This is a genomic window from Streptomyces sp. 6-11-2, from assembly GCF_006540305.1.
Classification (GTDB): Bacteria; Actinomycetota; Actinomycetes; order Streptomycetales; family Streptomycetaceae; genus Streptomyces.
The window spans coordinates 2,790,430-2,813,807 of sequence record NZ_BJOR01000001.1 but is presented as its reverse complement, the minus strand read 5'-3'; the positions used below and the strand labels follow the sequence as shown (position 1 = coordinate 2,813,807).

25 protein-coding genes, 1 tRNA gene and 1 pseudogene are annotated in these 23,378 nt (G+C 72.1%); 19 read left to right on the top strand and 8 right to left on the bottom strand.

The genetic code is table 11. From position 1 onward, the window contains the following. Nucleotides 1–6 precede the first annotated feature (6 nt). Complete coding sequence (locus tag TNCT6_RS11900; protein ID WP_141366354.1) at nucleotides 7–207, bottom strand: DUF397 domain-containing protein; 201 nt, start codon at nucleotides 205–207, stop codon at nucleotides 7–9. 8 nt (nucleotides 208–215) lie between these two features. Continuing rightward, a pseudogene (locus tag TNCT6_RS11895) lies at nucleotides 216–629 on the bottom strand (Scr1 family TA system antitoxin-like transcriptional regulator); the annotation flags it as partial. On the opposite strand from TNCT6_RS11895, the gene TNCT6_RS11890 reads away from it, so the two are divergent. From TNCT6_RS11890 to TNCT6_RS11850, 9 genes are all read left to right on the top strand, one after another. Next, entirely contained in the window at nucleotides 605–1,018 is a 414-nt protein-coding gene (locus TNCT6_RS11890; RefSeq protein WP_141359339.1) for an ATP-binding protein, read from the top strand. The pseudogene TNCT6_RS11895 and the gene TNCT6_RS11890 overlap by 25 nt on opposite strands. Before the next feature lie 126 nt (nucleotides 1,019–1,144). Next, nucleotides 1,145–1,966 carry a hypothetical protein gene (locus TNCT6_RS11885; RefSeq protein WP_141359337.1) on the top strand — a complete coding sequence of 274 codons (822 nt, stop codon included), beginning with the start codon at nucleotides 1,145–1,147 and terminating at the stop codon, nucleotides 1,964–1,966. Beyond that, nucleotides 1,953–2,468: a PIN domain-containing protein gene (locus TNCT6_RS11880; RefSeq protein WP_172632881.1), complete on the top strand. Its 516-nt coding sequence runs from the start codon at nucleotides 1,953–1,955 to the stop codon at nucleotides 2,466–2,468. The genes TNCT6_RS11885 and TNCT6_RS11880 overlap by 14 nt, the downstream gene beginning before the upstream one ends. Then, nucleotides 2,465–2,836: a holo-ACP synthase gene (locus TNCT6_RS11875; protein WP_141359333.1), complete on the top strand. Its 372-nt coding sequence runs from the start codon at nucleotides 2,465–2,467 to the stop codon at nucleotides 2,834–2,836. Before TNCT6_RS11880 ends, TNCT6_RS11875 begins: the two co-directional genes overlap by 4 nt. A gap of 69 nt (nucleotides 2,837–2,905) precedes the next feature. Beyond that, nucleotides 2,906–4,342 carry an NAD(P)H-hydrate dehydratase gene (locus tag TNCT6_RS11870; protein WP_141359331.1) on the top strand — a complete coding sequence of 479 codons (1,437 nt, stop codon included), beginning with the start codon at nucleotides 2,906–2,908 and terminating at the stop codon, nucleotides 4,340–4,342. 126 nt (nucleotides 4,343–4,468) lie between these two features. Next, nucleotides 4,469–5,677 carry an alanine racemase gene (alr, locus tag TNCT6_RS11865; protein ID WP_141359329.1) on the top strand — a complete coding sequence of 403 codons (1,209 nt, stop codon included), beginning with the start codon at nucleotides 4,469–4,471 and terminating at the stop codon, nucleotides 5,675–5,677. Between the two features lie 120 nt (nucleotides 5,678–5,797). Then, nucleotides 5,798–7,051 carry an alpha/beta fold hydrolase gene (locus TNCT6_RS11860; protein WP_141359327.1) on the top strand — a complete coding sequence of 418 codons (1,254 nt, stop codon included), beginning with the start codon at nucleotides 5,798–5,800 and terminating at the stop codon, nucleotides 7,049–7,051. Next, on the top strand, nucleotides 7,020–7,538 hold the full coding sequence (gene tsaE, locus TNCT6_RS11855) for a tRNA (adenosine(37)-N6)-threonylcarbamoyltransferase complex ATPase subunit type 1 TsaE (RefSeq protein ID WP_141359325.1): 519 nt from the start codon (nucleotides 7,020–7,022) through the stop codon (nucleotides 7,536–7,538). Before TNCT6_RS11860 ends, tsaE begins: the two co-directional genes overlap by 32 nt. Before the next feature lie 130 nt (nucleotides 7,539–7,668). Then, on the top strand, nucleotides 7,669–7,866 hold the full coding sequence (locus TNCT6_RS11850) for a hypothetical protein (RefSeq protein WP_172632880.1): 198 nt from the start codon (nucleotides 7,669–7,671) through the stop codon (nucleotides 7,864–7,866). Nucleotides 7,867–8,170: 304 nt separating this feature from the next. Here the strand turns inward: TNCT6_RS11850 and TNCT6_RS11845 are convergent, their stop codons facing one another. Next, a complete protein-coding gene (locus TNCT6_RS11845; RefSeq protein WP_172632879.1) occupies nucleotides 8,171–8,728 on the bottom strand; it encodes a hypothetical protein in 558 nt (185 codons plus the stop codon). Between the two features lie 113 nt (nucleotides 8,729–8,841). On the opposite strand from TNCT6_RS11845, the gene tsaB reads away from it, so the two are divergent. The 5 genes from tsaB to TNCT6_RS11820 all read left to right on the top strand — a co-directional run bounded on the left by tsaB (nucleotide 8,842) and on the right by TNCT6_RS11820 (nucleotide 11,526). Next, the gene (gene tsaB / locus TNCT6_RS11840) at nucleotides 8,842–9,495 is read left to right on the top strand and encodes a tRNA (adenosine(37)-N6)-threonylcarbamoyltransferase complex dimerization subunit type 1 TsaB (RefSeq protein ID WP_141359323.1); all 654 of its coding nucleotides are present in this window, start codon (nucleotides 8,842–8,844) and stop codon (nucleotides 9,493–9,495) included. Between the two features lie 44 nt (nucleotides 9,496–9,539). Next, nucleotides 9,540–10,022, top strand: a complete 483-nt coding sequence (gene rimI / locus TNCT6_RS11835; RefSeq protein WP_141366348.1) for a ribosomal protein S18-alanine N-acetyltransferase — start codon at nucleotides 9,540–9,542, stop codon at nucleotides 10,020–10,022. Further along, entirely contained in the window at nucleotides 10,015–11,121 is a 1,107-nt protein-coding gene (gene tsaD / locus TNCT6_RS11830; protein ID WP_141359320.1) for a tRNA (adenosine(37)-N6)-threonylcarbamoyltransferase complex transferase subunit TsaD, read from the top strand. Before rimI ends, tsaD begins: the two co-directional genes overlap by 8 nt. Beyond that, a complete protein-coding gene (locus TNCT6_RS11825) occupies nucleotides 11,118–11,384 on the top strand; it encodes a hypothetical protein (RefSeq protein WP_141359318.1) in 267 nt (88 codons plus the stop codon). The genes tsaD and TNCT6_RS11825 overlap by 4 nt, the downstream gene beginning before the upstream one ends. Before the next feature lie 69 nt (nucleotides 11,385–11,453). Further along, nucleotides 11,454–11,526, top strand: a tRNA-Arg gene (locus tag TNCT6_RS11820). A gap of 191 nt (nucleotides 11,527–11,717) precedes the next feature. On the opposite strand, the gene TNCT6_RS11815 is transcribed toward TNCT6_RS11820, so the two are convergent. The 4 genes from TNCT6_RS11815 to TNCT6_RS11800 form a co-directional block, all read right to left on the bottom strand. Then, on the bottom strand, nucleotides 11,718–14,030 hold the full coding sequence (locus TNCT6_RS11815; protein WP_141359316.1) for a glycoside hydrolase family 3 N-terminal domain-containing protein: 2,313 nt from the start codon (nucleotides 14,028–14,030) through the stop codon (nucleotides 11,718–11,720). A 66-nt stretch (nucleotides 14,031–14,096) separates the two neighbouring features. After that, nucleotides 14,097–14,996: a carbohydrate ABC transporter permease gene (locus TNCT6_RS11810; protein WP_373996167.1), complete on the bottom strand. Its 900-nt coding sequence runs from the start codon at nucleotides 14,994–14,996 to the stop codon at nucleotides 14,097–14,099. A gap of 4 nt (nucleotides 14,997–15,000) precedes the next feature. Beyond that, on the bottom strand, nucleotides 15,001–15,897 hold the full coding sequence (locus TNCT6_RS11805; RefSeq protein WP_141359314.1) for a carbohydrate ABC transporter permease: 897 nt from the start codon (nucleotides 15,895–15,897) through the stop codon (nucleotides 15,001–15,003). Then, the gene (locus tag TNCT6_RS11800; protein WP_141359312.1) at nucleotides 15,894–17,204 is read right to left on the bottom strand and encodes an ABC transporter substrate-binding protein; all 1,311 of its coding nucleotides are present in this window, start codon (nucleotides 17,202–17,204) and stop codon (nucleotides 15,894–15,896) included. Before TNCT6_RS11800 ends, TNCT6_RS11805 begins: the two co-directional genes overlap by 4 nt. Before the next feature lie 154 nt (nucleotides 17,205–17,358). Here TNCT6_RS11800 and TNCT6_RS11795 point away from each other — a divergent pair, with 154 nt between their 5' ends. Continuing rightward, the gene (locus TNCT6_RS11795; RefSeq protein ID WP_141359310.1) at nucleotides 17,359–18,387 is read left to right on the top strand and encodes a LacI family DNA-binding transcriptional regulator; all 1,029 of its coding nucleotides are present in this window, start codon (nucleotides 17,359–17,361) and stop codon (nucleotides 18,385–18,387) included. 94 nt (nucleotides 18,388–18,481) lie between these two features. Then, nucleotides 18,482–19,567 (top strand): LCP family protein, encoded by a 1,086-nt coding sequence (locus tag TNCT6_RS11790; RefSeq protein WP_141359308.1) that lies wholly within the window; start codon nucleotides 18,482–18,484, stop codon nucleotides 19,565–19,567. Between the two features lie 14 nt (nucleotides 19,568–19,581). On the opposite strand, the gene TNCT6_RS11785 is transcribed toward TNCT6_RS11790, so the two are convergent. Next, nucleotides 19,582–20,799 carry a class I SAM-dependent methyltransferase gene (locus TNCT6_RS11785; protein ID WP_141366345.1) on the bottom strand — a complete coding sequence of 406 codons (1,218 nt, stop codon included), beginning with the start codon at nucleotides 20,797–20,799 and terminating at the stop codon, nucleotides 19,582–19,584. Between the two features lie 82 nt (nucleotides 20,800–20,881). On the opposite strand from TNCT6_RS11785, the gene TNCT6_RS11780 reads away from it, so the two are divergent. From TNCT6_RS11780 to groES, 3 genes are all read left to right on the top strand, one after another. Beyond that, nucleotides 20,882–21,811 (top strand): polysaccharide deacetylase family protein, encoded by a 930-nt coding sequence (locus TNCT6_RS11780; protein ID WP_141359306.1) that lies wholly within the window; start codon nucleotides 20,882–20,884, stop codon nucleotides 21,809–21,811. Next, nucleotides 21,808–22,644, top strand: a complete 837-nt coding sequence (locus tag TNCT6_RS11775) for a polysaccharide deacetylase family protein (protein WP_141359304.1) — start codon at nucleotides 21,808–21,810, stop codon at nucleotides 22,642–22,644. The genes TNCT6_RS11780 and TNCT6_RS11775 overlap by 4 nt, the downstream gene beginning before the upstream one ends. A gap of 415 nt (nucleotides 22,645–23,059) precedes the next feature. After that, on the top strand, nucleotides 23,060–23,368 hold the full coding sequence (groES, locus tag TNCT6_RS11770; protein WP_100569792.1) for a co-chaperone GroES: 309 nt from the start codon (nucleotides 23,060–23,062) through the stop codon (nucleotides 23,366–23,368). Nucleotides 23,369–23,378: the final 10 nt, after the last annotated feature.

Here is a 23,378-nt window from a genome sequence, read left to right as displayed (position 1 = left end):
GGTGCGTCAGCCTTCCGGAGTGCCGGTGCTCTTCAGGGCCTTGACGAAGGCGGTGAAGGCTCCGGCTGGGAAGGTGAGGGTGGCCATGGTGGGCGTTTTCGAGTCGCGGATGGCTATGTGTGTCGGCGAGTTGGCGATCTCGACGCAGTTGTTGCCCTCGCCGCCGCCGGAGTAGGACGACTTTCGCCAGTTGGCCGGGGTGGTCACGATGAGCCTCACAATTCCTTGGCCAGCCTGTGGATGAAGTCACGCGATCGGTCGGGGTCGAGTGACACCTCCTCCACTTTACGGAAGAGCGTTCGAAAGACACCGAGTTGTGCCTCGGAGTCGATGAACGCCGTGCCGTGGGGTGCGTCGCGAACGGCTGTGTCCAGCTTGGGTACGGCACCGCCCGCCAGCATCATGTTGCTCCAAGCGCCCGCGAAACCGTCCAGGTCGAAGGGGATGACCCGCAGGCTGACGTGGTCCGCTTCGGACAGCTCCAGCACGCGGCCGAGTTGAGCCCGTGCGGCAGCGCGGTCGCCGACTCTGATCCGCAACGCCGCCTCATGGATCACCGCTTTGTACGGGACGGGAGTCGGCCCGTCGATGACGACCTTGAGCCATGCCCGAAGACGTGACGGAACCCTGGGAATACTGCCTCTACATCCCCAACGACCTCCGCGCCGTCACCGTCAGTCGGCGTACTCTCCGGCTGATCCTCACCATGCACGGGCTGATCCGGCTCGTCGACGTGGCCGAGTTGCTCGCGACCGAGCTGGTGTCCAACGCCGTACGGCACACCAAGGGGCCCGCCGCGCTCCGGCTGCGGTGGGCCGCGGGGGTGCTGCGGATCGGGGCGTGGGACGCCGACCCCGCGCCGCCGGAGCCGCCAGTGCCCTTGGAGCAGCTGGCCGAGTCGGAGGATGGGCGGGGGCTGGCGCTGGTGCGGGCCTGTTCCGACCTGTGGGGCTGGCAGCCCCTGGCCAGGGAGGGCAACCGCGGCAAGATCGTGTGGTGCGAACTGGCCGCCGCGTAGTGGAGGCTCCGTCTCCCTTCCTCGACGGCGTCTCTTCCGGGTGAAAACGTGGTGGGTGAGCGGCACCATGGAGTCGGGCTCTGAGTACCGTGACGTCGCTAGCCCATGAGGGGGAGGAGGTGCGGCATGAGCGTCGAGCTCGAACTGAGGCTACGGGGCCCGCACGCCGGCATGGACGCCCAGGAGTCGCTGCGCACCGTGCAGAGTGTGCTGTCGCTGCTGCGCGAGTTGGAGAACAGCGAGACCGCGCGGCCGAGCCGCCATGGCACCCGCTGGTCCTTCAATGAGCTCAGGCTGGGCAGCGTCACCTGTGTCCTTGAGCCGCTGCGCATCGCCGAACACTCCGACTACCAGGTCGTGGAACGGGTGCTGCGGACCGCCGTGACCGGGCTGGGGGAAGCTGAGACCGCAGAACGTATCCCGACCGGTTGGACCGCCCGTGCGGCATCGCTGGGGCAGCAGGTCGCCCGTTCCCTCGGAGCATCGCCCGACGTCGGCATGTTCGTCGCGGTACGTGCGGACGGCGTCGAAGTCCGGACGGCTGAGGTCACGCAGAGGACCGCGTTCAATCTGCAAGCCGCCACGCGTGCGCGCCTGCGCACGTTCGGTTCGCGGCGGGGACGTCTCAGCGGCCTGGTGGAGGGAAAGCATCGCCGTCCCCGAGCGGTGCTGCGCACCGAGGTCGGCGGGGAAGTGATTCCCGTCTATTTCGGTGATGATCTGGACACCGAGCTGCGGCGGGCCCGGCGACGCGACCGGGTGGAGGTCACCGGCGAGATCACCGAGAACGCACAGGGCCAAGTGGTCCAGGTGCGTGCAACGGAGATCGAGCTCCTTCCGACGGAGCCGCAGCTCTCGGACGACGAGCTGCGGGCGGGGTTCTGGCCGGACATGACCGGCGGCCAGGACGCGGTGGACTATGTGGAGGCTCTGCGTGGGGGAAACTGACCGCCCCGAGTCGGTTTACTTGGACAGCAACTGCTTCATCGACTGGGCGCAGGGCACAGGCAGCGCGCGCGAGGCGGAAAGCATGCTGCGGGCAGCCAAAGCCGGGTATGTACGGCTCTACACCTCCACCGTCACCCTTGCTGAGACGCGCGGCACCACCGCGAGTGTCCATCGGCTCCATATTCGGACCCTGCTCCAGGAGCCCTACATCACGCTGGTGGAAGTGACCCGCCGAGTCGGCCTCATCGCCAACGACATCACGGCCGAGAAGCCGAAGATCAAGGGGCTTGACGCCATCCACCTGGGGTGCGCGAACTTCGCCCGGGCCGAGATTTACGTGTCGCGCAACTTCCGCGACTTCGCGCCCGGCGACGTGTGCAACGGCGTCTGCTGCGGATGCCGTTCGAGTTCGGCGGCGAAGGGCTGTTCCCGGCTTCTGAAGTCGACTGACAGTGGGAGGACCACGGCAGGTGAGGTGCGGCCCGTAGGGTGCTCCGCATGAGCATCATCGGGGTCGGTATCGACGTGGCCGAGATCGACCGGTTCGCGGCGTCGTTGGAGCGGACGCCCGGGCTGGCGACGCGGTTGTTTGTGGAGAGCGAGTTGCTGCTGCCCGGCGGGGCGCGCCGGGGCATGGCCTCGCTGGCCGCCCGCTTCGCCGCCAAGGAGGCGCTCGCCAAGGCGCTCGGCGCGCCCGCCGGACTGCTGTGGACCGACGCGGAGGTGTACGTCGAGGACTCCGGCCGCCCGCGGCTGCGGGTGACCGGCTCGGTCGCCGCCAAGGCCGCGGAACTGGGCGTCTGCTCCTGGCACGTGTCCCTGAGCCACGACGCGGGAGTGGCCTCGGCCGTGGTGATCGCGGAGGGCTGACGCCTTCCGCCACCGCCCCCGTCACCGTCCGCGTGCGGGACCGGACGCATCCGGGGCAGACTCGACCGCATGCGTACCGCGTACAGCGTTGAGACGGTCAGGACAGCCGAGCGCGCGCTCATGGCGAAACTCCCCGACGGCGCGCTCATGCAGCGGGCCGCCGCCGGACTCGCCGCCGCGAGCGCGGACTTGCTCGGGCGGGTGTACGGACGCCGGGTGGTGCTGCTGGTCGGCAGCGGCGACAACGGGGGCGACGCGCTGTACGCCGGGGCCCGGCTGGCCCGGCGCGGCGCCGGGGTGACCGCCGTGCTGCTCGCGCCCGACCGCACCCACCCCGGCGGTCTCGCCGCGCTGCGCCGGGCGGGCGGGAGCGTGGCCCGGGCCGACGGCGCCGAGGAGGCGGTCGACCGGGCCGACCTCGTCGTCGACGGCATCGTCGGCATCGGCGGCAAGGGCGGCCTGCGCGCCGACGCCGCGCCGCTGGCCGAGCGCGCGGCACGCTCCGGGGCGGCCGTCGTCGCCGTGGACCTGCCGAGCGGGGTGGAGGCGGACTCCGGCCAGGTGCTGGGCGCCGCCGTGCGCGCCGACCTCACCGTCACCTTCGGCACGCACAAGCCGGGGCTGCTCGTCGACCCGGCCCGCGAGCACGCCGGCACGGTCCGCCTCGTCGACATCGGCCTGGGCCCCGAGCTGCCCGCCGAACCCGAACTGGAGGCGCTTCAGCACACCGATCTGGCCGCGCTGCTGCCGCTGCCCGCCGCCGAGAGCGACAAGTACCGGCGGGGTGTCGTCGGCATCGCCGCGGGCTCGGCCCGTTACCCGGGCGCGGCCGTGCTCGCCGTGTCCGGCGCGCTGCGCGGCGGGGCGGGCGCGGTGCGGTACGTCGGTCCGGCCGGACGCGCCGTCATCGCCCGCTTCCCGGAGACGCTCGTGTCCGACCAGGGGCCGCACAAGGCGGGCCGCGTGCAGGCGTGGGTGACGGGACCGGGCGCCGGGGACGACGCGGCCACCGTCGCCGAGGTGCTGGAGACCGACGTACCCGTACTGATCGACGCGGACGGACTGCGCCTCGCCGACCGCGACGCCGTACGCGCCCGTACCGCCCCGACCCTGATGACCCCGCACGCCGGGGAGGCCGCCGCCCTGCTCGGCGTGGCCCGCGAGCAGGTCGAGGGCGCGCGGCTGGCCTCCGTACGCGAACTCGCCGCCCGCTACGGGGCGACGGTCCTCCTCAAGGGCTCCACCACACTCGTCGCCGACCCGGACGGGGGCCCCGTACGGGTCAACCCGACCGGCACGTCCTGGCTCGCCACCGCCGGCAGCGGTGACGTCCTGTCAGGCCTCGCCGGTTCCCTGCTGGCCGCCGGTCTCTCCGCCCGCGACGCGGGCAGTGCGGCGGCCTATCTGCACGGACTGGCCGGCCGGCTCGCCGCGCACGGCGCGCCGATCGGCGCCCACGACATCGCGGAGACCATCCCGCGGGCCTGGCGGGACGTGCGGGACTGAGCGGCGCACAGCGCGGCGGACGGGGCACGGCTGCGGACCGGGGTGCCGTCCGACGGCACATGTCGCGTCCGTCACCGACCCGCTTCTCGAATGGCCGTCCGGTGCCTCTGAGACACTGGGGGCGCGATGAACGACACAGCACACCCACAAACGACGCCGCTGCGTGCCCGTGCCGAGATCGATCTGGCCGCCGTACGGGCCAACGTGCGGGCCCTGCGCGGGCGCGTGTCCGGCGCCGCGGTCATGGCCGTGGTCAAGTCCGACGCCTACGGCCACGGCGCGGTTCCGTGCGCCCGCGCGGCCGTCGAAGCCGGGGCGACCTGGCTGGGCACCGCCACGCCGGAGGAGGCCTTCGCCCTGCGCGCGGCCGGGCTGTCGCCCGCGCAGGCGCGGATCATGTGCTGGCTGTGGACGCCGGGCGGACCCTGGCGGGAGGCGATCGAGGCCGACCTCGACATGTCCGTGAGTGACATGTGGGCCCTGGCGGAGGTCCGGGAGGCCGCCCGGCAGGCCGGCCGTCCCGCGCGCGTGCAGCTGAAGGCCGACACCGGACTCGGCCGCAACGGCTGCCAGCCCGCCGACTGGCCCGAACTCGTCGCCGAGGCCCTGCGCGCCGAGGCCGAGGGGCTGGTCCGCGTCACCGGGCTGTGGTCCCACTTCGCCTGCGCCGACGAGCCGGGCCACCCCTCCATCGCCGCGCAACTCGGCCTCTTCCGCGAGATGACCGCCGACGCCGAACAGCGCGGCCTGCGCCCGGAGGTGCGGCACATCGCCAACTCGCCCGCCGCGCTGACCCTCCCCGAGGCCCACTTCGACCTCGTCCGCGCCGGGATCGCCGTCTACGGCGTCTCGCCCAGCGCCGAACTCGGCACCCCGGCCGACTTCGGGCTGCGCCCCGCCATGACCCTGTCCGCCTCGCTGGCCCTGGTGAAGCACGTGCCGGGCGGCCACGGCATCAGCTACGGGCACCACTACGTCACCCCCGGCGAGACCACCCTCGGCCTGGTTCCCGTCGGCTACGCGGACGGCATCCCGCGCCACGCGTCCGGCACCGGGCCGGTCCTGGTCGGCGGCAAGTGGCGTACGGTCGCGGGACGGGTCGCCATGGACCAGTTCGTGGTCGACCTGGGCGGGGACGAGCCCGAGATCGGCTCCGAGGCCGTGCTCTTCGGCCCCGGCGACCGCGGCGAGCCCACCGCCGAGGACTGGGCGCAGGCCGCCGGCACCATCGCGTACGAGATCGTCACACGCATCGGAACACGCGTTCCGCGCGTCTATGTGAACGAGGAGCCGGACCGGGCAGAGGGCGGGGAGCGGGCAGCACAGGACGGGTGACCCACGCGGACACCCGGCCGGGGCACGGCACCCCGCGCGGGACGGCGGCACCCTCCGCGCCCACCGGGACCGGTGCCGGCCGGCGAGCGAACAGCAGTACGGCAACAAGAGGAGCGGTACGTGAGCGAGAGCAGTGCGGGGGCCGTCGCGAAGGCCGCCACGGCGGCCGTCGCCTCTGCCGCGGAGGCGGTCGGCGGCTGGCGGCGGGCGACGGGTATCGCCGGCGCCGCGATAGGCGTGGTGGCGGCGGGAGCCGCCGCCGGGGTCGCCATCGAGCGGATGACGGTCGGCCGCGGCATACGCCGCAAGGCCCGGCTCGCCCTGGACTCGGCGGGCCCCTACGGAGCCCTGCGCGGCACCCCGGGCAAGGCCCTGGCCGACGACGGCACCGAGCTCTACTACGAGGTCGACGACATCGACCCCGACTCCACCGCGAACCTCGGTCCGCGCCGCCGGCGGCTCTTCGGCCGCAAGGCCCCCGCCCCCGTCACCGTCGTCTTCAGCCACGGCTACTGCCTCAGCCAGGACTCCTGGCACTTCCAGCGCGCCGCCCTGCGCGGTGTCATACGCACCGTGCACTGGGACCAGCGCAGCCACGGCCGGTCCGGGCGGGGTCTGACCCAGACCCGCGACGGCGCGGAACTGACCATCGACCAGCTCGGCCGCGATCTGAAGGCCGTCATCGACGCCGCCGCGCCCGAGGGGCCGCTCGTGCTCGTCGGGCACTCCATGGGCGGCATGACGATGATGGCGCTGGCCGACCAGTATCCCGAGCTGATCCGCGAGCGGGTCGTCGCCACCGCCTTCGTCGGCACCTCCTCCGGGCGGCTCGGCGAGGTCAACTTCGGACTGCCGGTGGCCGGTGTCAACGCGGTGCGCCGGGTGCTCCCCGGAGTGCTCAAGGCGCTCGGGCAGCGCGCCGAGCTGGTGGAGAAGGGGCGGCGGGCCACCACGGACCTTTTCGCCGGCGTCATCAAGCGGTACTCGTTCGCCGGCCGGGACATCGACCCGGCGGTCGCCCGGTTCGCCGAGCGCATGATCGAGAGCACGCCGATCGACGTGGTCGCCGAGTTCTACCCGGCCTTCACCGACCACGACAAGACCGAGGCGCTCGCCCTCTTCGCGGACATACCGGTGCTGGTCCTCGCCGGGGTGCAGGACCTCGTCACGCCCAGCGAGCACAGCGAGGCCATCGCCGACCTGCTCCCCGACGCGGAGCTGGTGCTGGTCCCGGACGCCGGGCACCTGGTGATCCTGGAGCATCCGGAGGCCGTCACGGACCGCCTCGCCGACCTGCTCGCCCGCGCGGGCGCGGTCCCGGCAGGCACTACCGTTGATGGCTATGGAAGCACCAGCAGCACGGCACACCCCTGACCCCGGGTCCGTCGAGATCACCGTCAACGCCCCCGAGCAGATGCGCGAGCTGGGCCGCCGTCTGGCCAAGCTGCTGCGCGCGGGCGACCTCGTGATGCTCAGCGGGGAGCTCGGCGCGGGCAAGACCACGCTGACCCGCGGTCTCGGCGAGGGGCTCGACGTGCGCGGCGCCGTCACCTCCCCGACCTTCGTGATCGCCCGTGTGCACCCGGCCCTGGGCGACGGCCCGCCACTCGTCCACGTCGACGCCTACCGCCTGTCCGGCGGGCTCGACGAGATGGAGGACCTCGACCTCGACGTGTCGCTGCCGGACTCGGTGGTCGTCGTGGAGTGGGGCGAGGGCAAGGTCGAGGAGCTGACCGACGAGCGGCTCCAGGTCGTGATCCACCGGGCCGTCGGAGACACCACGGACGAGGTGCGGCACGTGACGGTGACCGGGATCGGGGACCGCTGGGCCACCGTCGACCTGGGCATTCTGACCGCCTGAGGGCCGCACGGACTTTCCGACAGGGCGTCGGCAAATCCTTGCGCCGGGTGCTCCGGGCATGGTCACATGGTGGTCAGCCCGTGGTTAGGCGTGCCTCACCACGTCCGCCCCCGGCCCCCAGGAGGCGTCCATGTCGGCCATGGAGAGCAACGAGCAGCAGCAGCGGCGGCACCGGACGAATCCGAAGCCGCGGCCGTACGCGGTGGGCGGTGTGTCCATGCGCGATCTGCTGGCCGCCTGCGCCGCCGCCGACGCGGTCTCCCGGCCGCCGCGCGCCCCGGAGCCGGCGGACCCCCGCACGGTGGAGGAAAGCCGTGAAGCGGCGTAGCCCCATCGGATGACTTTCGGCCGACGTGCCCCGGTGAAGGACACGACCTCGCGAGGGTGCGTTCCGCTGGGCGGCGGCTCCAGTGCTGTGACCGGAAGGGTTCACCGGCTCGCGGCGCCCGGCACGGCACTCCCCCAGCCTTCGGCCGGGGGTACCCCCACGCCGCGTTGTCGCATCACCCGAGTACATCCGGTACGCGGGCAATGCTCCGCCTTGCGAGGCTCCCCCACTGCCTGAAGGGCGTGGGAGGTGCCCCCGGCACCGGACGCCGCGAGCTTCCCGGCAAACCTTCCCGGCCACAGCACTAGCGGATGACGACGACCTTCTGGCCGATCGTCGCGAACATCCACATCGCCTCGCCGTCCGCCCGGGACTCACGGATGCCGCCGGTCCTGATCGCCGGGTCGGACGTCGGCCAGGAGCCGTCCAACGCCGCGCTGAAACCGATGACCACCCCGTCCGTGCTGGTGAAACGCACGACGTGCTCGACGGGGACACCGTCGGTCCCGGTGATCGCCTTCGAACGGGACACGACGGCGTAGGTGCCCGGCGCCGGGTCGACGTTGCCCGGGCCGACCCGGAAGGTGTTCTGGACCGACCCGTCCGGGCCGACCAGCCACACCCGGTCGTCGTCCAGCGAGTACACGACCCGCTCGCCGGTCCCGGAGCCGCCGGGCAGCGCGGTCGGGCGCCGTTTGTCCCGGGGTGCCTTGGAGACGCTCGCCGCGGGCGTCGCCGTCGGGCCGGGCCGGCCGCTCAGGCTCCGCGGAACGGTCGCCTGCGCCTGGTGGGCGAGGAAGCCGACCGTGAGGACGGCCGCGGCGGTGAGCCCGGCCACGAACCCCGAACTGCTCCGTGCCACGGTCGTCCACCTCCGCCTCGGTCGTCACGAGCTGCCTCGCGGCGACCGTAGCAGCCGGAATCCCCCCGACCGGGGCGGCCGTGCCGGAGGCGCGGGAGCCGTAGGCTGTTTGCGTGCTCTTGCTCGCTCTGGATACCGCCACCCCCGCCGTCACCGTCGCCCTGCACGACGGAACGGACGTCATCGCCTCCTCCAGCCAGGTGGACGCGCGCCGGCACGGAGAGCTCCTGCTGCCGGCCGTCGACCGGGTGCTCACCGAGGCCGGGCTCAAGCTGGACGCCGTCACGGGCGTCGTCGTCGGCGTCGGGCCCGGCCCGTACACCGGCCTGCGCGTCGGCCTGATGACCGCCGACACCCTCGGGCTCGCCCTCGGCGTGCCCGTGTACGGCGTGTGCACGCTCGACGGCCTCGCCTACGCGGCCGACCTCCCGGGCCCCTTCGTCGTGGCGACCGACGCCCGCCGCAAGGAGGTCTACTGGGCCCGGTACGCCGACTCGCGCACCCGGGTCACCGACCCGGCCGTGGACCGGCCGGCCGACATCGCCGACCGGGTCAGGGGCCTGCCCGCGGTCGGCGCGGGCGCGCTGCTGTACCCCGAGACCTTCCCGCAGGCGCACGAGCCCGAGCACGTGTCGGCCGCCGCCCTCGCCTCGCTGGCCGCCGAGAGGCTGGCCGCCGGTGAGGAGCTGCCCGCGCCCCGGCCGCTGTACCTGCGCCGGCCGGACGCCCAGGTGCCCAAGAACTACAAGGTGGTCACCCCGAAGTGACGGGACAGACGACGACCGGGTCCGCCCGGTGCGCACTGCGCGAGATGCGCTGGTGGGACATCGACCCGGTGCTGGAACTGGAGAAGGACCTGTTCCCGGAGGACGCCTGGTCCCGGGGCATGTTCTGGTCCGAGCTGGCGCACTCCAGGGGCCCGGAGGCGACCCGGCGCTACGTGGTGGCCGAGGACGGCGGCCGGATCGTCGGGTACGCCGGACTGGTCGCCTCCGGCGGCCAGGGCGACGTGCAGACCATCGCCGTCGCCCGCGATCACTGGAGCACCGGGCTGGGCTCCCGGCTGCTGACCGAGCTGCTGCGGGCCGCGACCGCCTTCGAGTGCGCCGAGGTGATGCTCGAATGCCGCGTGGACAACGTCCGCGCGCAGAAGCTCTACGAGCGCTTCGGCTTCGAGCCCATCGGCTTCCGGCGCGGCTACTACCAGCCCGGCAACGTGGACGCCGTGGTGATGCGCCTGTCCGACCCGGCAACCTCCGTCAACGGTGTACAAGGAACCGAGATCCATGACTGACTTGAGGGACGAACCGCTCGTCCTCGGCATCGAGACCTCCTGCGACGAGACCGGCGTCGGCATCGTCCGCGGCACCACCCTGCTGGCCGACGCGGTCGCCTCCAGCGTCGACGAGCACGCGCGGTTCGGCGGGGTCGTCCCGGAGGTGGCCTCCCGGGCCCACCTGGAGGCGATGGTGCCGACCATCGAGCGCGCGCTCAAGGAGGCGGGGGTCAGCGCCAGGGACCTGGACGGCATCGCGGTCACCGCGGGACCCGGTCTGGCCGGCGCTCTGCTCGTCGGCGTCTCGGCGGCCAAGGCGTACGCCTACGCCCTGGGCAAGCCGCTGTACGGCGTCAACCACCTCGCCTCGCACATCTGTGTGGACCAGCTGGAGCACGGCCCGCTGCCGGAGCCGACGATGGCGCTGCTGGTGTCCGGCGGGCACTCCTCGCTCCTGCTGTCCACGGACATCACCGCGGACGTACGGCCCATGGGCGCGACGATCGACGACGCGGCGGGCGAGGCGTTCGACAAGATTGCGCGCGTACTGGACCTGGGCTTCCCGGGTGGGCCGGTCATCGACCGGTACGCGACGGAGGGCGACCCGGCGGCGATCGCCTTCCCGCGCGGGCTGACGGGTCCGCGCGACCCCGCCTACGACTTCTCCTTCTCCGGTCTGAAGACGGCCGTGGCCCGCTGGATCGAGGCCAAGCGGGCGGCCGGGGAGGAGGTTCCGGTGCGTGACGTGGCCGCGTCCTTCCAGGAGGCGGTGGTGGACGTGCTGACCCGCAAGGCCGTACGGGCCTGCAAGGACGCGGGCGTCGACCACCTGATGATCGGCGGCGGCGTGGCCGCGAACTCGCGGCTGCGGGCCCTGGCGCGGGAGCGGTGCGAGGCGGCCGGGATCCGGCTGCGCGTGCCCCGGCCCAAGCTGTGCACGGACAACGGCGCGATGGTGGCGGCGCTGGGCGCGGAGATGGTCAGCCGGGGCCGGGCGGCCTCCGACTGGGACCTGTCGGCGGACTCCTCCCTGCCGGTGACGGATCCGCATGTGCCGGGCACGGGGCACACCCATGACCATGTGCACGAGGTCAGCAAGGAGAACCTGTACCCGTGACGGTGGCGCTGATGTGGGAGGCGCGGGCGGTCGCGGGGCGGGGGGAGGAACTGCTCGCCTGGGCCCGGCGGCAGGAGCTCGCGCCGACGCCCCTGCGGCGGGAGACCTTCCGTGCTCCGCAGGACCGGGTGCTGGTCATCACCTGGTGGGACGCGGAGTTCACCGCCGAGCTGCCGGAACTTCCCGAGCCGGAGGGTGAGTTGGTCACGCGGGCCGTGCATCGGTGGCGGTTCGAGTCGGTGGGTGAGGGCCGGGACGGCTGATTGGCCCCCGGCCCTTCCGGTGGGCTATGATCATCACACGCAAGCGGCCAACTGAGGCCCGCGAGCAGTGCGTTGGTGGTCCAAGGAAAGACGTCCCGCTTCCTGCGGGGAGATGCAGGTGCAAGGCCTGCCCGGCGCTCCACGGAACCCCGCCCCCGGTGCAACCGGGGGCGGGGTTTTTTGTCGCGACTTCGCCCACCCCCTGGGGCTCCGCCTCAGGCCCCGGCAGGGGGCTCTGCCCCCTTGCACCCCCGCTTTCCCACCCTCCCACCTGTCTCGGTGAGTTGAGAGGCTGTGAAGCGGGGGTCCGGGGTGGCGGCCCACAGGGGCGGGTCAAGTCGTCGGTGAGGTTTCCGTCTCGCAGTGCAGGCGGCGCTCCACGCCCACCTCGCGCACCGGACCCGTCAGGGTCAGGTGCGCCGTGTGGCGGACGTCCGACGCCGACGTGGCCAGTCGCAGTTCCAGGGCGCCCGGCTCCACCACCCGCCGGCCCGTGCGGTCGGTGAACGCCGACAGGTCCGCGTGGAAGCGGAAGGTCACCCGGCGGGACTCGCCGGGGTCCAGTTCCAGCCGCCGGTAGCCGATCAGGCGGACGTCCGGACGGGTCACCGACGCCACCGGGTCGTGCAGGTACAGCTGCACGACCTCCGCGCCGGTCCGGTCACCGGTGTTGCGCACGGTCAGCGAGACGTCGTGCGAGCCGTCCGTGCCGATCTCGGTGACATCGTTGCCCTGGAAGTCCGCCCACTCGAACGTCGTGTAGGACACCCCGTGTCCGAACGGGTACAGCGGCGTCGGGTCCAGGCTGCTCACCTCGCCCGCCAGGCCCAGCGGCGGCTGGAGGTACGTCCACGGCTGGCCGCCGGGCCCGCGCGGCACGCTCACCGGCAGCCGGCCCGAGGGGTTCACACGGCCCGACAGGACGCCCGCGACCGCCGGTCCGCCCTCCTCGCCCGGGAAGAACGCCTGGACGGCCGCGCCGAGCCGGCCGTCCCAGCGGCCGAGCGCGTAGGGGCGGCCGGTGAGCAGGACGAGGACGACGGGGACGCCCGTCTCCACCAGCGCGTCCAGCAGCGCGCCCTGCACACCGGGCAGCGCGAGGTCCGCCACGTCGCAGCCCTCGCCCGACGTGCCCCGGCCGAACAGGCCCGAGCGGTCGCCGAGGACGGCCACGCACACGTCCGCCTCCCGCGCCCGGGCGACCGCCTCCTCGAAGCCCGAGGTGTCCGGCTCGGAGACGCCGCAGCCCTCCGTGAACGTCACCTTCGCGTCGGGCAGTTCGCCGCGCAGGGCGTCCAGCAGGGTGGGGATCTCGATGCCCATGGGCACCTCGGGGTGCTGCGTGCCCACGTGGGACGGGAAGGAGTAGCAGCCCAGCATCGCCAGGGCGTCCGCCGCCCGGGGGCCGACGACCGCGATCCGGGTGTCGGGGGAGAGGGGCAGCACCCCGTCCGGGTTGGCCAGCAGCACCACCGACTCCTCGGCCACCCGGCGGGCCACGGCCCGGTTCTCCGCCGAGTCCAGGTCGATGGACTCGGCCGGGGCGTCCGCGGCCCAGTCCTCGTCCAGCAGGCCCAGTTCGCACTTCTGGAGCAGGACGCGGTGGGCCGCGCGGTCCACCAGCGACTCCGGAACCGTGCCGTCCTGGACCGCCGCCACCAGTTCCTTGCCGTAGCACTTCAGCGTCGGCAGTTCGACGTCGATCCCGGCGGCCAGGGCCAGGTGCGCCGACTCGGCGGGGGTGCCGGCGACCCGGTGCAGGGTCCGCAGGAAGTCGACGGCGAAGTAGTCGGCGACCACCGTGCCGGTGAAACCCCACTGCTCGCGCAGGAGTTCGGTGAGCAGCTGCGGGTCCGCGGAGGCCGGGACGCCGTCCGTCTCCGTGTACGCGGCCATCACCGAGCGCGCGCCGCCCTCGCGCAGCGCCATCTCGAAGGGCGGGAGGGTGACGTCGGCGAACTCCCGGGTGCCGGCCCGCACCGGGGCCAGGTTGCGGGCGCCCGCCGAGGAGGCGTACCCGGCGAAGTGCTTCAGCGTGGACACGATCCCCGCCGACTCCAGGCCCCGCACGTACGCGCTGCCGATCGTGCCGACCAGGTACGGGTCCTCGCCCGCGGTCTCCTCGACCCGGCCCCAGCGGGGATCGCGGACCACGTCCAGGACGGGCGCGAGCCCCTGGTGCACGCCCACCGCGCGCATGTCCCGCCCGATGCGGCCGGCCATCTCCTCCACCAGCGCCGGGTCGAACGTGGCACCCCACGCCAGCGGGACCGGGTAGGCGGTCGCGCCCCAGGCGGTGAAGCCCGCCAGGCACTCCTCGTGCGCGACCGCGGGGATGCCGAAGCGGCCGGCCTCGGCGATCCGGCGCTGGGCGCGGGCCAGTGCCTGCGCGCCCAGCGCGGGGTCCACGGGGGCGGTGCCGAAGGAGCGGGTGAGCTGACCGAGCCCGAGGGTGATCAGCTCGTCCCAGTCGTAGTCCGTGTTCATCTGCTGCTGGTGCGGAGCGACGCCGTCGCCGTCCGTCGCGGCGCCCACCCACACGCCGTACAGCTGGGCGACCTTCTCCTCGATGGTCATCCGGGAGAGCAGGTCGTCGACGCGGACGGCGGCGGGCAGGGCGGGGTCGCGCCAGGGGACGGTGGTCATGAAACTCCTGTCGGGTCTGTCAATGAGGGGGGATTCGGCTGCCGCGGGTCGGTCCCGGTCACTCGGTCACTTGCCGCCCACGCCCATCAGGCCGCCCACGAGGGCGCGCCGGGCCACCAGGTAGACGGCGAAGATCGGGATGCCGGAGAGGACGACGGAGGCGAGCAGTGCGGGGATGTTCACGCCGAACTCGCTGACGTAGTTGAACAGTCCGAGGGTCAGCACGCGCGGGCCGTCGGACTGGGTGAAGATCAGCGGGAAGAGGAAGCCGTTCCAGGCCTGGAGGGCGGAGTAGACGACGACCGTGCTGATGCCGCCCTTGGCCATCGGGATGACCAGCTGGAACAGCATCCGCGTGGGGGAGGCGCCGTCCAGCGCCATCGCCTCGTACAGCTCCTCGGATATGTCCCGCAGGGTGCCGGTGAGGATGAGCGTCGAGACCGGCATCGCGAAGGCCGCCGTCGGCAGGATGACCGCGAGCAGGCTGTCGTACAGGTTCAGCTTGGCGATCATCAGGTAGAGCGGGACGACGACCGCCTGGGCGGGGATCGCGACGCCGAGCAGGAACATGCGGAAGGCCGCGCCCGACCAGAAGCTGCGGGTGCGGACGGCGACGTAGGCGAGCGGGACGCACAGGACGAGGACGATGGCCACCACCGCCGCCGCGACGGTGACCGTGTTGGCGAGGAGGTGGCCGAAGCCGCTGTGCAGGACGGTGTTGTAGTTCTCCAGGGTCGGGTGCTCCGGCGGGTCGAGGGCGTTGCCCAGGGCCTCGTCCTGCCGGGTCAGCGAGGTCGAGATCATCGCGTAGATCGGGATGATCACGATGATCAGCCAGACGACCGAGCCGAGGCCGGCCAGCGGGTTCGGGCGCCTGGTCCAGTGGCGGCGGCGGTGCGTGGGGGCCGCGGTCACCGGCGTCCGGGGGGTGCGCAGCGGACGGCGCGGCAGCGTATCGTGTGACACTTCGTCACATTCCTTCCCTGGTGCTGCGCATGGCGCCGAAGCCGGTCAGCCGGACCAGCAGCAGCGACAGCGCGGTGGCGGCCACGACGAGGAAGGACGCGATGGCGCTCGCGTAGCCGAAGTCGTAGCTCTTGAAGCCCGCCTCGTACATCAGGTACGGCAGGATCGCGGTGTCCGTGCCGGGGCCGCCCTGGGTCAGGATCAGGACGGTCTCGAAGTACGTGAGCGAGCCGACGATCATCAGCACGCTGGACGTCGTCGCCGTGTTGCGCAGCTGGGGCAGGGTGATCGAGAAGAACTGGCGGTAGCGGCCGGCGCCGTCGATGGCCGCGGCCTGGTAGAGGACCTCGGGGATCTGCCGTGCCCCGCCCTGGTAGATCAGGGTGTGGAAGGGGATGAACTGCCAGCCGCCGACGAACACGATCGCCAGGAAGGCGCCGGACGTCGAGCCGAACGTGTCCCCGCGGATGATGCCGAAGTTCGGGTCGAGCAGGGAGTAGAAGAGCAGTGCGATCGCCGTCGAGGACAGCAGGAACGGCGTGAAGAAGATCGCTGAGAGCACCGCCCGGTTGCGCTGGCGGCCCGCCGCCCAGACGCCCAGCAGCAGCGAGACCACCGTCTGGAAGGTCCAGCTGACCACGGTGAGCAGCACGGTCACCGTGATGGACTGGGTCAGGCGCGGGTCGTCGAACAGTTTCTGCCAGTTGGCCAGGCCCGCCGGTTCGGGGTCGCCCAGGCCGTTCCACTTGGTGAAGGACAGGTAGAAGGCCAGGACCATCGGGGCGATGGCGAAGAAGGCGAAGAACAGAACGCCGGGCAGGGCCCAGGCGGCGTGCGGGCGACCGGCCCGCACGCCCTTCCCGGGCCTGCCCTTCGTCCCGGTGGAGACCGTCGAACTCACTTCAGCCCCTGGAGCGCGGTGACGAACTGGCTCGGGCTCGACTTGCCCACGAACAGCTTGTTGATCTCGGTGAGCATCGGCGTGGAGATGTTCGGGTCGACCGCCTGGTCCCAGCTCAGGGTGAAGGCGGGGGCCTGCTGCACCATCGAGTACTGGAACTTGGCGAACTCGGGGTTGGGGGAGGCGTCCAGCAGGTTGGCCGCGTTGGACGTGGTCGGGATGTCGCCGTTGGCGATCAGGTCCTTGGCGTACTGCTCGGAGGCGCACTCCCTCAGGAAGGCGATCGCCGCGTCCTTGTTGGACGTACGGGCGTTCACCGACCAGTAGTTGGTCGGGTTGCCGACCACGTTGCGGATGTCGCCGGCGCCGCCGTCGTACTTCGGGAACGCGCACCAGCCCAGGCTCTTCTTGGCGAAGTCCGGGAACTCGCCGAGCTGCGTGGAGTACTCCCACGAGCCCATCAGGTGCATGGCCGCCTTGCCCTTGGCGAAGACCGCCGGCGCGCCCTTGTTGGTGTACGCCACCGAGCTGAAGCCCTTGCCGAAGGCGCCGTCGTCGATGAGCTGCTTGACCGTCTCGGCGGCCTTGAGGACGGCCGGGTCGCCCCAGCCGGAGGAGTCGCCGTTCTTGATCTTTTCGAAGACCTCGGGGCCGCCGATGCGGTCGACCAGGTACTCCAGCCACATCAGTTCCGGCCAGATGTCGGCGCCGCCGAGCGCGAACGGGGTGATCTTCGCCTTCTTCAGCTTGGCGTTGATGTCGAGCAGCTGGTCCCAGGTGGTGGGCGGCTGGAGCTTGTGCTCGGCGAAGATGGCCTTGTTGTAGAAGAGCATCACCGGCTGCATGCCGCGCATCGGGATACCGAAGTTGCGTCCGCTGAGCGCCCCGGCCGCGAGCACGGAGGGCAGGAAGCCGTCCTTGAGGACCGGGTCGGACTCGATGGTGTCGGTGAGGTCGATCAGCTGGTCCGCGTCCTTGTACGCCTTGATGGAGCCGCCGCCCCAGTTGAAGAACACGTCCGGGGCGTGGGGCGAGCCCATCGCGGTGCGCAGCTTGGCCGGGTAGTCCGAGCCGGGCACCTTCTCCAGCTTGATCTTGCCCTTCGCCTTCTTGGCCGCGGCGGAGGCGTTGAACCGGGTGACGGCCGCGGTCTGCACCTTCACGGCGTCGTCGCCGTACACCATCGCCGTGATCGTGCCGCCCGAGCTGCCGGAGCCGCTGCCGGAGCCGCAGGCGGTGAGTCCGGTGGCCGAGATGAGGGTGGTGGCGCCGGCGCCGAGAAACCAGCGCCTGCTGTAGGACTCCATGTGACGGCACCTCTCACGAATGTCGTGTTCCGAATGTTCGTCTGGCCGAACTGTTCGAGTGGCCGAATGTTTCGTATGGCACTTCGAATGTTCCGGGAACCTAAAGCGGTCGAGGGGGTTCGTCAAGAGGTCTCGCAGAGATACGATCGCGGCCATGAAGCCGACGAAGACTGCAGGAACGCAGACCGCCACGCTCGCCGAGATCGCCCGCGAGGCCGGTGTGTCGGCTCCGACTGTTTCGAAGGTTCTCAACGGTCGCGCCGACGTCGCCCCGACCACCCGCTCCCGGGTCGAGGAGCTCCTGCGGGCGCACGGCTACCGGCGCCGGCGGGCCGAGGCGACCCGATCGCCGCTGATCGACCTGGTCTTCCACGAGCTGGAGAGCGCCTGGGCGATGGAGGTCATCCGGGGCGTGGAGAACGTGGCGCGGGACGCGGGGCTGAGCGTCGTGCTCTCCGAGAGCGCGGGCCGGCTCACTCCCGGGCGGACCTGGGCCGACCAGGTCGCCGCCCGCCGGCCGCACGGCGTGGTCCTGGTGCTGTCCGGGCTCGACGAGTCCCAGCGGGCGCTGCTGACCAGCCGTTCCATCCCGTTCGTGGTGATGGACCCGGCCGGCGATCCGGGCGCCGACGTGCCCTCGATCGGCGCCACCAACTGGCAGGGCGGGCTGGCCGCCACCCGGCACCTGGTGGAGCTCGGGCACACCCGGATCGGCGCGATCAGCGGGCCGTCCCGGATGATGTGCAGCCGGGCCCGGGTGGACGGCTACCGGGCCGCGCTGGAGACGGCCGGGCTGCCGGTGGACCCGTCGCTGATCGTGACCGGCGACTTCCACCACGAGGCCGGCTACCGGCTGGGCCTGAAGCTGCTGCGCCGCGAGGACCGGCCGACCGCCGTCTTCGCGGGCAACGACCTCCAGGCGCTCGGCGTGTACGAGGCGGCGCGCGAACTGGGCCTGCGCGTCCCGGAGGACCTGAGCGTGGTCGGCTTCGACGACCTGCCGGTGGCGCGCTGGGTCGGGCCGCCGCTGACGACCGTGCGCCAGCCGCTGACGGAGATGGCCGAGGCGGCGGCGAAGCTGGTGCTGGACCTCGGGCGCGAGGAGGACTCGCCGGTGGCGACCCGGGTGGAGCTGGCCACGAGCCTGGTGGTGCGCAGCAGTACGGCGGCGCCCGCGAAGTGAAGCTCAAGTGCCGAAAGTTTCGGGGAAGATGAGATTTTCCGAAGAAATCGGTCGTGGGCGCCTCCCCCTGTCCGGCTCCTCATGAGTCGGACGTATGTTCCTCCCCGTGAGGGGACACAACAGGGGACATGACAGCGGACAGGGCGACAGCGACAGCGGGGACGCGGGCGGAGGGGCCGGCCGGCGGTCACGGGTCCTGAAGGCCGTGGGCCTCGGCCTGTCGGGCGTCCTGGTGCTGGGCGTCGCGGCGGCGGGCATCGCGTACTGGCACCTGAACCAGAACATCAGGAGCGTCGACATCAACAGCGCGCTCGGGGACGACCGCCCGCCCGGGTCGCGTACGGGACCGTCGGCCGACACGGCCGCCCTGCCCAGGGGGGCCCTCAACATCCTGGTCCTCGGCTCGGACTCGCGCAGCGGCGAGCAGAACGAGGAACTCGGCGGCGGCGACAGCGAGGGCGCCCGCTCCGACACCGCGATGATCGTGCACATCGACGCCGGCCGGACCTCGGCCACCGTGGTGAGCATCCCGCGCGACACGCTGGTGACCCGTCCGTCCTGCCCGCTGGAGTCCGGCGGTTCCACGGCGGTGGCGAACTACACCATGTTCAACAGCGCGTACTCGGTGGGCGGACCGGTGTGCGCGGTCAAGACGGTCGAGACGCTCACCGGCATCCGCATGGACCACTACATCGAGATCGACTTCGCCGGCTTCGCGAAGCTGGTGGACGCGATGGGCGGGGTCACCGTCACCACCGAGCTGGACATCGACGACGACAAGAGCCATCTGCACCTGAAGGCCGGCACCCACCATCTGAACGGCACCGAGGCCCTGGCCCTGGCCCGCACCCGGTACGGCGTGGGTGACGGCAGCGACCTGGGCCGCATAGGCCTCCAGCAGACGCTGGTCAAGGCGCTGCTGGAGGAGATCTCCGGCTCCGGCCTGCTGGACGACCCCGCCGGGCTCTACCGGGTCGCCGACGCGGTGACCGGCAGTCTGACCACCGACACCGGCCTCGACTCGCTGGGCGAACTGACGACCCTCGGCGAGAGCCTGAAGGGCCTGTCGGCGCAGAACGTGAAGACGGTGACCATGCCGGTGGTGACGGCCCCGTGGAACCCCAACCGGGTGGTGGCGCAGGAACCGGACGCGGGCGAACTGTGGACGTCGCTGCGGTGAGCCGGTGAGCGGCGTCAGCCCGCCGGGTGGCCGAGCAGCATGGTGGGTGCCCCGGCGACCCGGGTGAGGAACACCGTCGCCGCGTTCCTGCCGTGCGGCTTCGGCAGGACCTTCCTGCGCAGTTCCTCCGGCTCGACCGCCGAGCCCCGCTTCTTCACGGTCAGCGCGCCCACCTCGCGCTCCCGCAGCAGGGCCTTCAGCTTCTTGACGTTGAAGGGGAGCCGGTCGGTGATCTCGTAGGCGGTGGCGTACGGGGTGGGGCGGAGTTCGTCGGCGGTCACGTACGCGATGGTCGCGTCGATCAGGCCGCCGTCGAGCTCCCGGGCGGCCTCGGCCACCAGGTGGGCACGGATCACGGCGCCGTCGGGCTCGTACAGGTAGCGGCCCGGGGTGCGGACCGGGGGGTCGGGCAGGCCGCGGCCGCGCAGGGTGCGCGGGCCGGGCAGCAGGGTGGCCCGGATGAGGCCCGGCTCGGTGCCGAACCACAGCACCGCCTCCTTCACGTCCCCGCCGTCGGAGATCCACTCGGCCTCGGCCTGCGGCGGGATCAGCTCGTGCGGGATGCCGGGGGCGATCTTCAGCGCCGCGCGGGGCGCCCGGAGCGCGGCGCCGACCGCCCAGGACAGCGGCGGTGAGTACGCCTCGGGGTCGAAGACGCGTCCGCCCGCGGCCCGTCCGCCACCCCTCCCTCCGCCCGTTCTGCGGGCCGGATCCACGAACACCGCGTCGTACGAGGCCGTGTCGACCTCCGTGACGTCCGCCTCCCGTACCTCGATCAGGTCCGCCACCCCGAGCGCCTCGGCGTTCGCGCGGGCCGCGGCGGCGGTCAGCGGGTCCCGGTCCACGGCCAGGACCCGGATCCCGGCGCGGGCGAGGGCGATCGCGTCGCCGCCGATCCCGCAGCACAGGTCCGCGACCGAGGCCACCCCCGACCCCCGCAGCCGGCCCGCCCGGTACGCCGCCACACTCGCCCGCGTCGACTGCTCCACCCCGTTCGGCGTGAAGAACATCCGCCCCGCGTCCTCGGCCCCGAACTTCGCGGCCGCCCGCTGCCGCAGCCGGGCCTGGCCGAGCGCCGCCGACACCAGTTCGGCGGGGTGCTCACGGCGCAGCCGGGTGGCGACCGCGAGTTCGTCGGCGGGTTGGGTGCCGCGCACTTCGTCGAGGAGGGCGCGGCCCTCGGGGGTGAGCAGAGAGGCGAAGGCGTGGAGGTGGTCGTTCACCCGGCTCATTGTGGGCCAGTCGGTGGACGGTGTGCCTCCGGCCGCGGTGTCGCCCCGGCTTCCGGGCGGTGGCCTGCGAGGATCCGGTGCCATGAGGGTAGTCGTACAAAATGACAAAAAGGGTCCGGAAAGGGTCCCGAGTCGCGGGACCCGGATCCGTGGCGGGCTCGTGGTGCTCGCCGTCGCCGCCCTCGCCTCCGGCTGCGCGCAGCCGGACGTGCAGGTGCGCCCGGCCCCCGGCCAGCAGCACCCCCAGGCGCACGCCCCCGGCTCCTTCGCCGACCGCCTGCACACCTCCTACGCGCAGCGGGTGGCCACCGCCAAGAGCTGGAGTCTGGAGCGCGTCCCGCTGATCCCCCCGCAGCCGCCCACGACGAAGCCGAAGGCCACCGCCCGCGCCGGTTTCGAGGTGAAACACCAGAAGGACTGGAACCTGCCCCCCGTCTTCACCACGGTCCCCACCAAGGACAAGGTCGTCTTCCTCACCATCGACGACGGAGCGGAGAAGGACCCGCAGTTCCCGCGGATGATGCGGGACCTGAAGATCCCGTACACCGCGTTCCTCACCGACGACCTCGTCAAGGGCGACTACGGCTACTTCTGGAAGATGCAGGGCACCGGGGTCACCCTCAACAACCACACCCTGCACCACCGTTACCTGCCTGCCCTGTCCTACGAAGAGCAGAAGCGCGAGATCTGCGGCATGCAGGACATCATGGAGGAGCAGTTCGGCAAGCGCCCGAAGATGTTCCGCCCGCCCTACGGCAACTACAACCAGGACACCCTGCGCGCCGCCAAGTCCTGCGGCATCGAGTACGCGCCCATCTGGAACGAGGAGGTCTACGTCGACCACTGGGAGTTCCGCGAGGACGACCAGCGGCTGCGGCCCGGCGACATCGTGCTCACCCACTTCCGGGGCCGCAACGAGTGGAACGGCACGATGGCCGACGACATGCGCCGGTTCCTGAACAAGGTCACGGCCGACGGGTACGCGGTGGCCCGGCTGGAGGACTACCTGTGAGACCGCGGCCCGTCCGGCCGCGGCACCTGGCCGTGGCCCTGCTCGCCGCCTCGCTGCTGACCGGCTGTGCCACGTCCGTCGACCCCATCGAGCGGCTCGGCCGCAAGGCGGCGCAGGGCGTACGGTCGCAGAGCCCGACGGCCGACCAGGCCTACCGGCGCTGGGGGCTCAGGGCGCCGCTCGCCGCGCCGCCGAAGCCGCCGGCCCGTCCGCCCCGGCTCGCCGGCGCCACCCCGTCCGCAGGCCTGCCCGAGGTCGTGGACCACGTCGCGACCTCCGACCCGGTCGTCTTCCTCACCTACGACGACGGCGCGGAGAAGGATCCGCGGTTCGTCGACATGGTCCGTGAACTGCGCTTGCCGGTCAGCATGTTCCTCACGGACAGTGTCGTCGGACCGGGGTACGGGCACTTCGCGCACCTGATGTCGGTGGGCGCGGACCTCCAGAACCACACCCTGGACCACCCCTCGCTGCGCGGCCTGCCCTACGCGGGCCAGCGTGCCGAGATCTGCGGCCAGCGGGACAAGATCCGCTCCCGCTTCGGCGTCACCCCCCGCCTCTTCCGCCCGCCCTACGGCAGGTACGACACGACGACCCTGCGCGCCGCCGCCGACTGCGGGGTCTCGGCGGTCGCCCTGTGGCGCGGCGTCACGACCGACACCGGCCTGCGCTTCAGACACGGCCCCCACGAACTGCGTCCCGGCGACATCCTCCTCGTCGCCTCGGACGACGACGACCTCGACGGCCCGCCCCTGCGCGACCGCACGACCCGCCTGCTCCGCGGAATCCAGAGGAAGGGCCTGACGGTGGGCCGGCTGCAGGACTATCTCTGAGCAGGGCCGTCTCCGGGCTGGGGCGGGACTGTCCTTGGGTTGAGCTTCTCAGCCGAGTCCGGCATCAAGCAGCCCGTCTGGAGGTCCCCCTGCTCGAAGAGCTTGGGGGAGCTTGAGGACGAGGCCGTCCAGGACGAATCGGGGGTCTGGGGAGGCAGCCCCCAGGGCGCCCACACGGGCCCACCGCACCTTGAACAGACGTTCCCCGAAACGCACCCCACCCCCGACGCGCCACGAGGCAATTGGCACTCCGCTTGACCGAGTGCTAACGACGGTCATAGTCTCAGGTCTGGCACTCCCCCCTGGAGAGTGCCAACAAAGCGACGGGCAGGTCCGGCACCCGCGACGACGGATCGACCTGGTCGCCACCTCAGACAGTTAACCCCGTGAGATCTCCGAAGGGGGAGGTCGGATCGTGACGACCGCCAGCACCAAGGTTGCCATCAAGCCGCTCGAGGACCGCATCGTGGTCCAGCCGCTGGACGCCGAGCAGACCACGGCCTCTGGCCTGGTCATCCCGGACACCGCCAAGGAGAAGCCCCAGGAGGGCGTCGTCCTGGCCGTGGGCCCGGGCCGCTTCGAGGACGGCAACCGTCTTCCGCTCGATGTGAAGGTCGGCGACGTCGTGCTCTACAGCAAGTACGGCGGCACCGAGGTGAAGTACAACAACGAGGAGTACCTCGTCCTCTCGGCTCGCGACGTCCTCGCGATCATCGAGAAGTAGTTCACCCGCT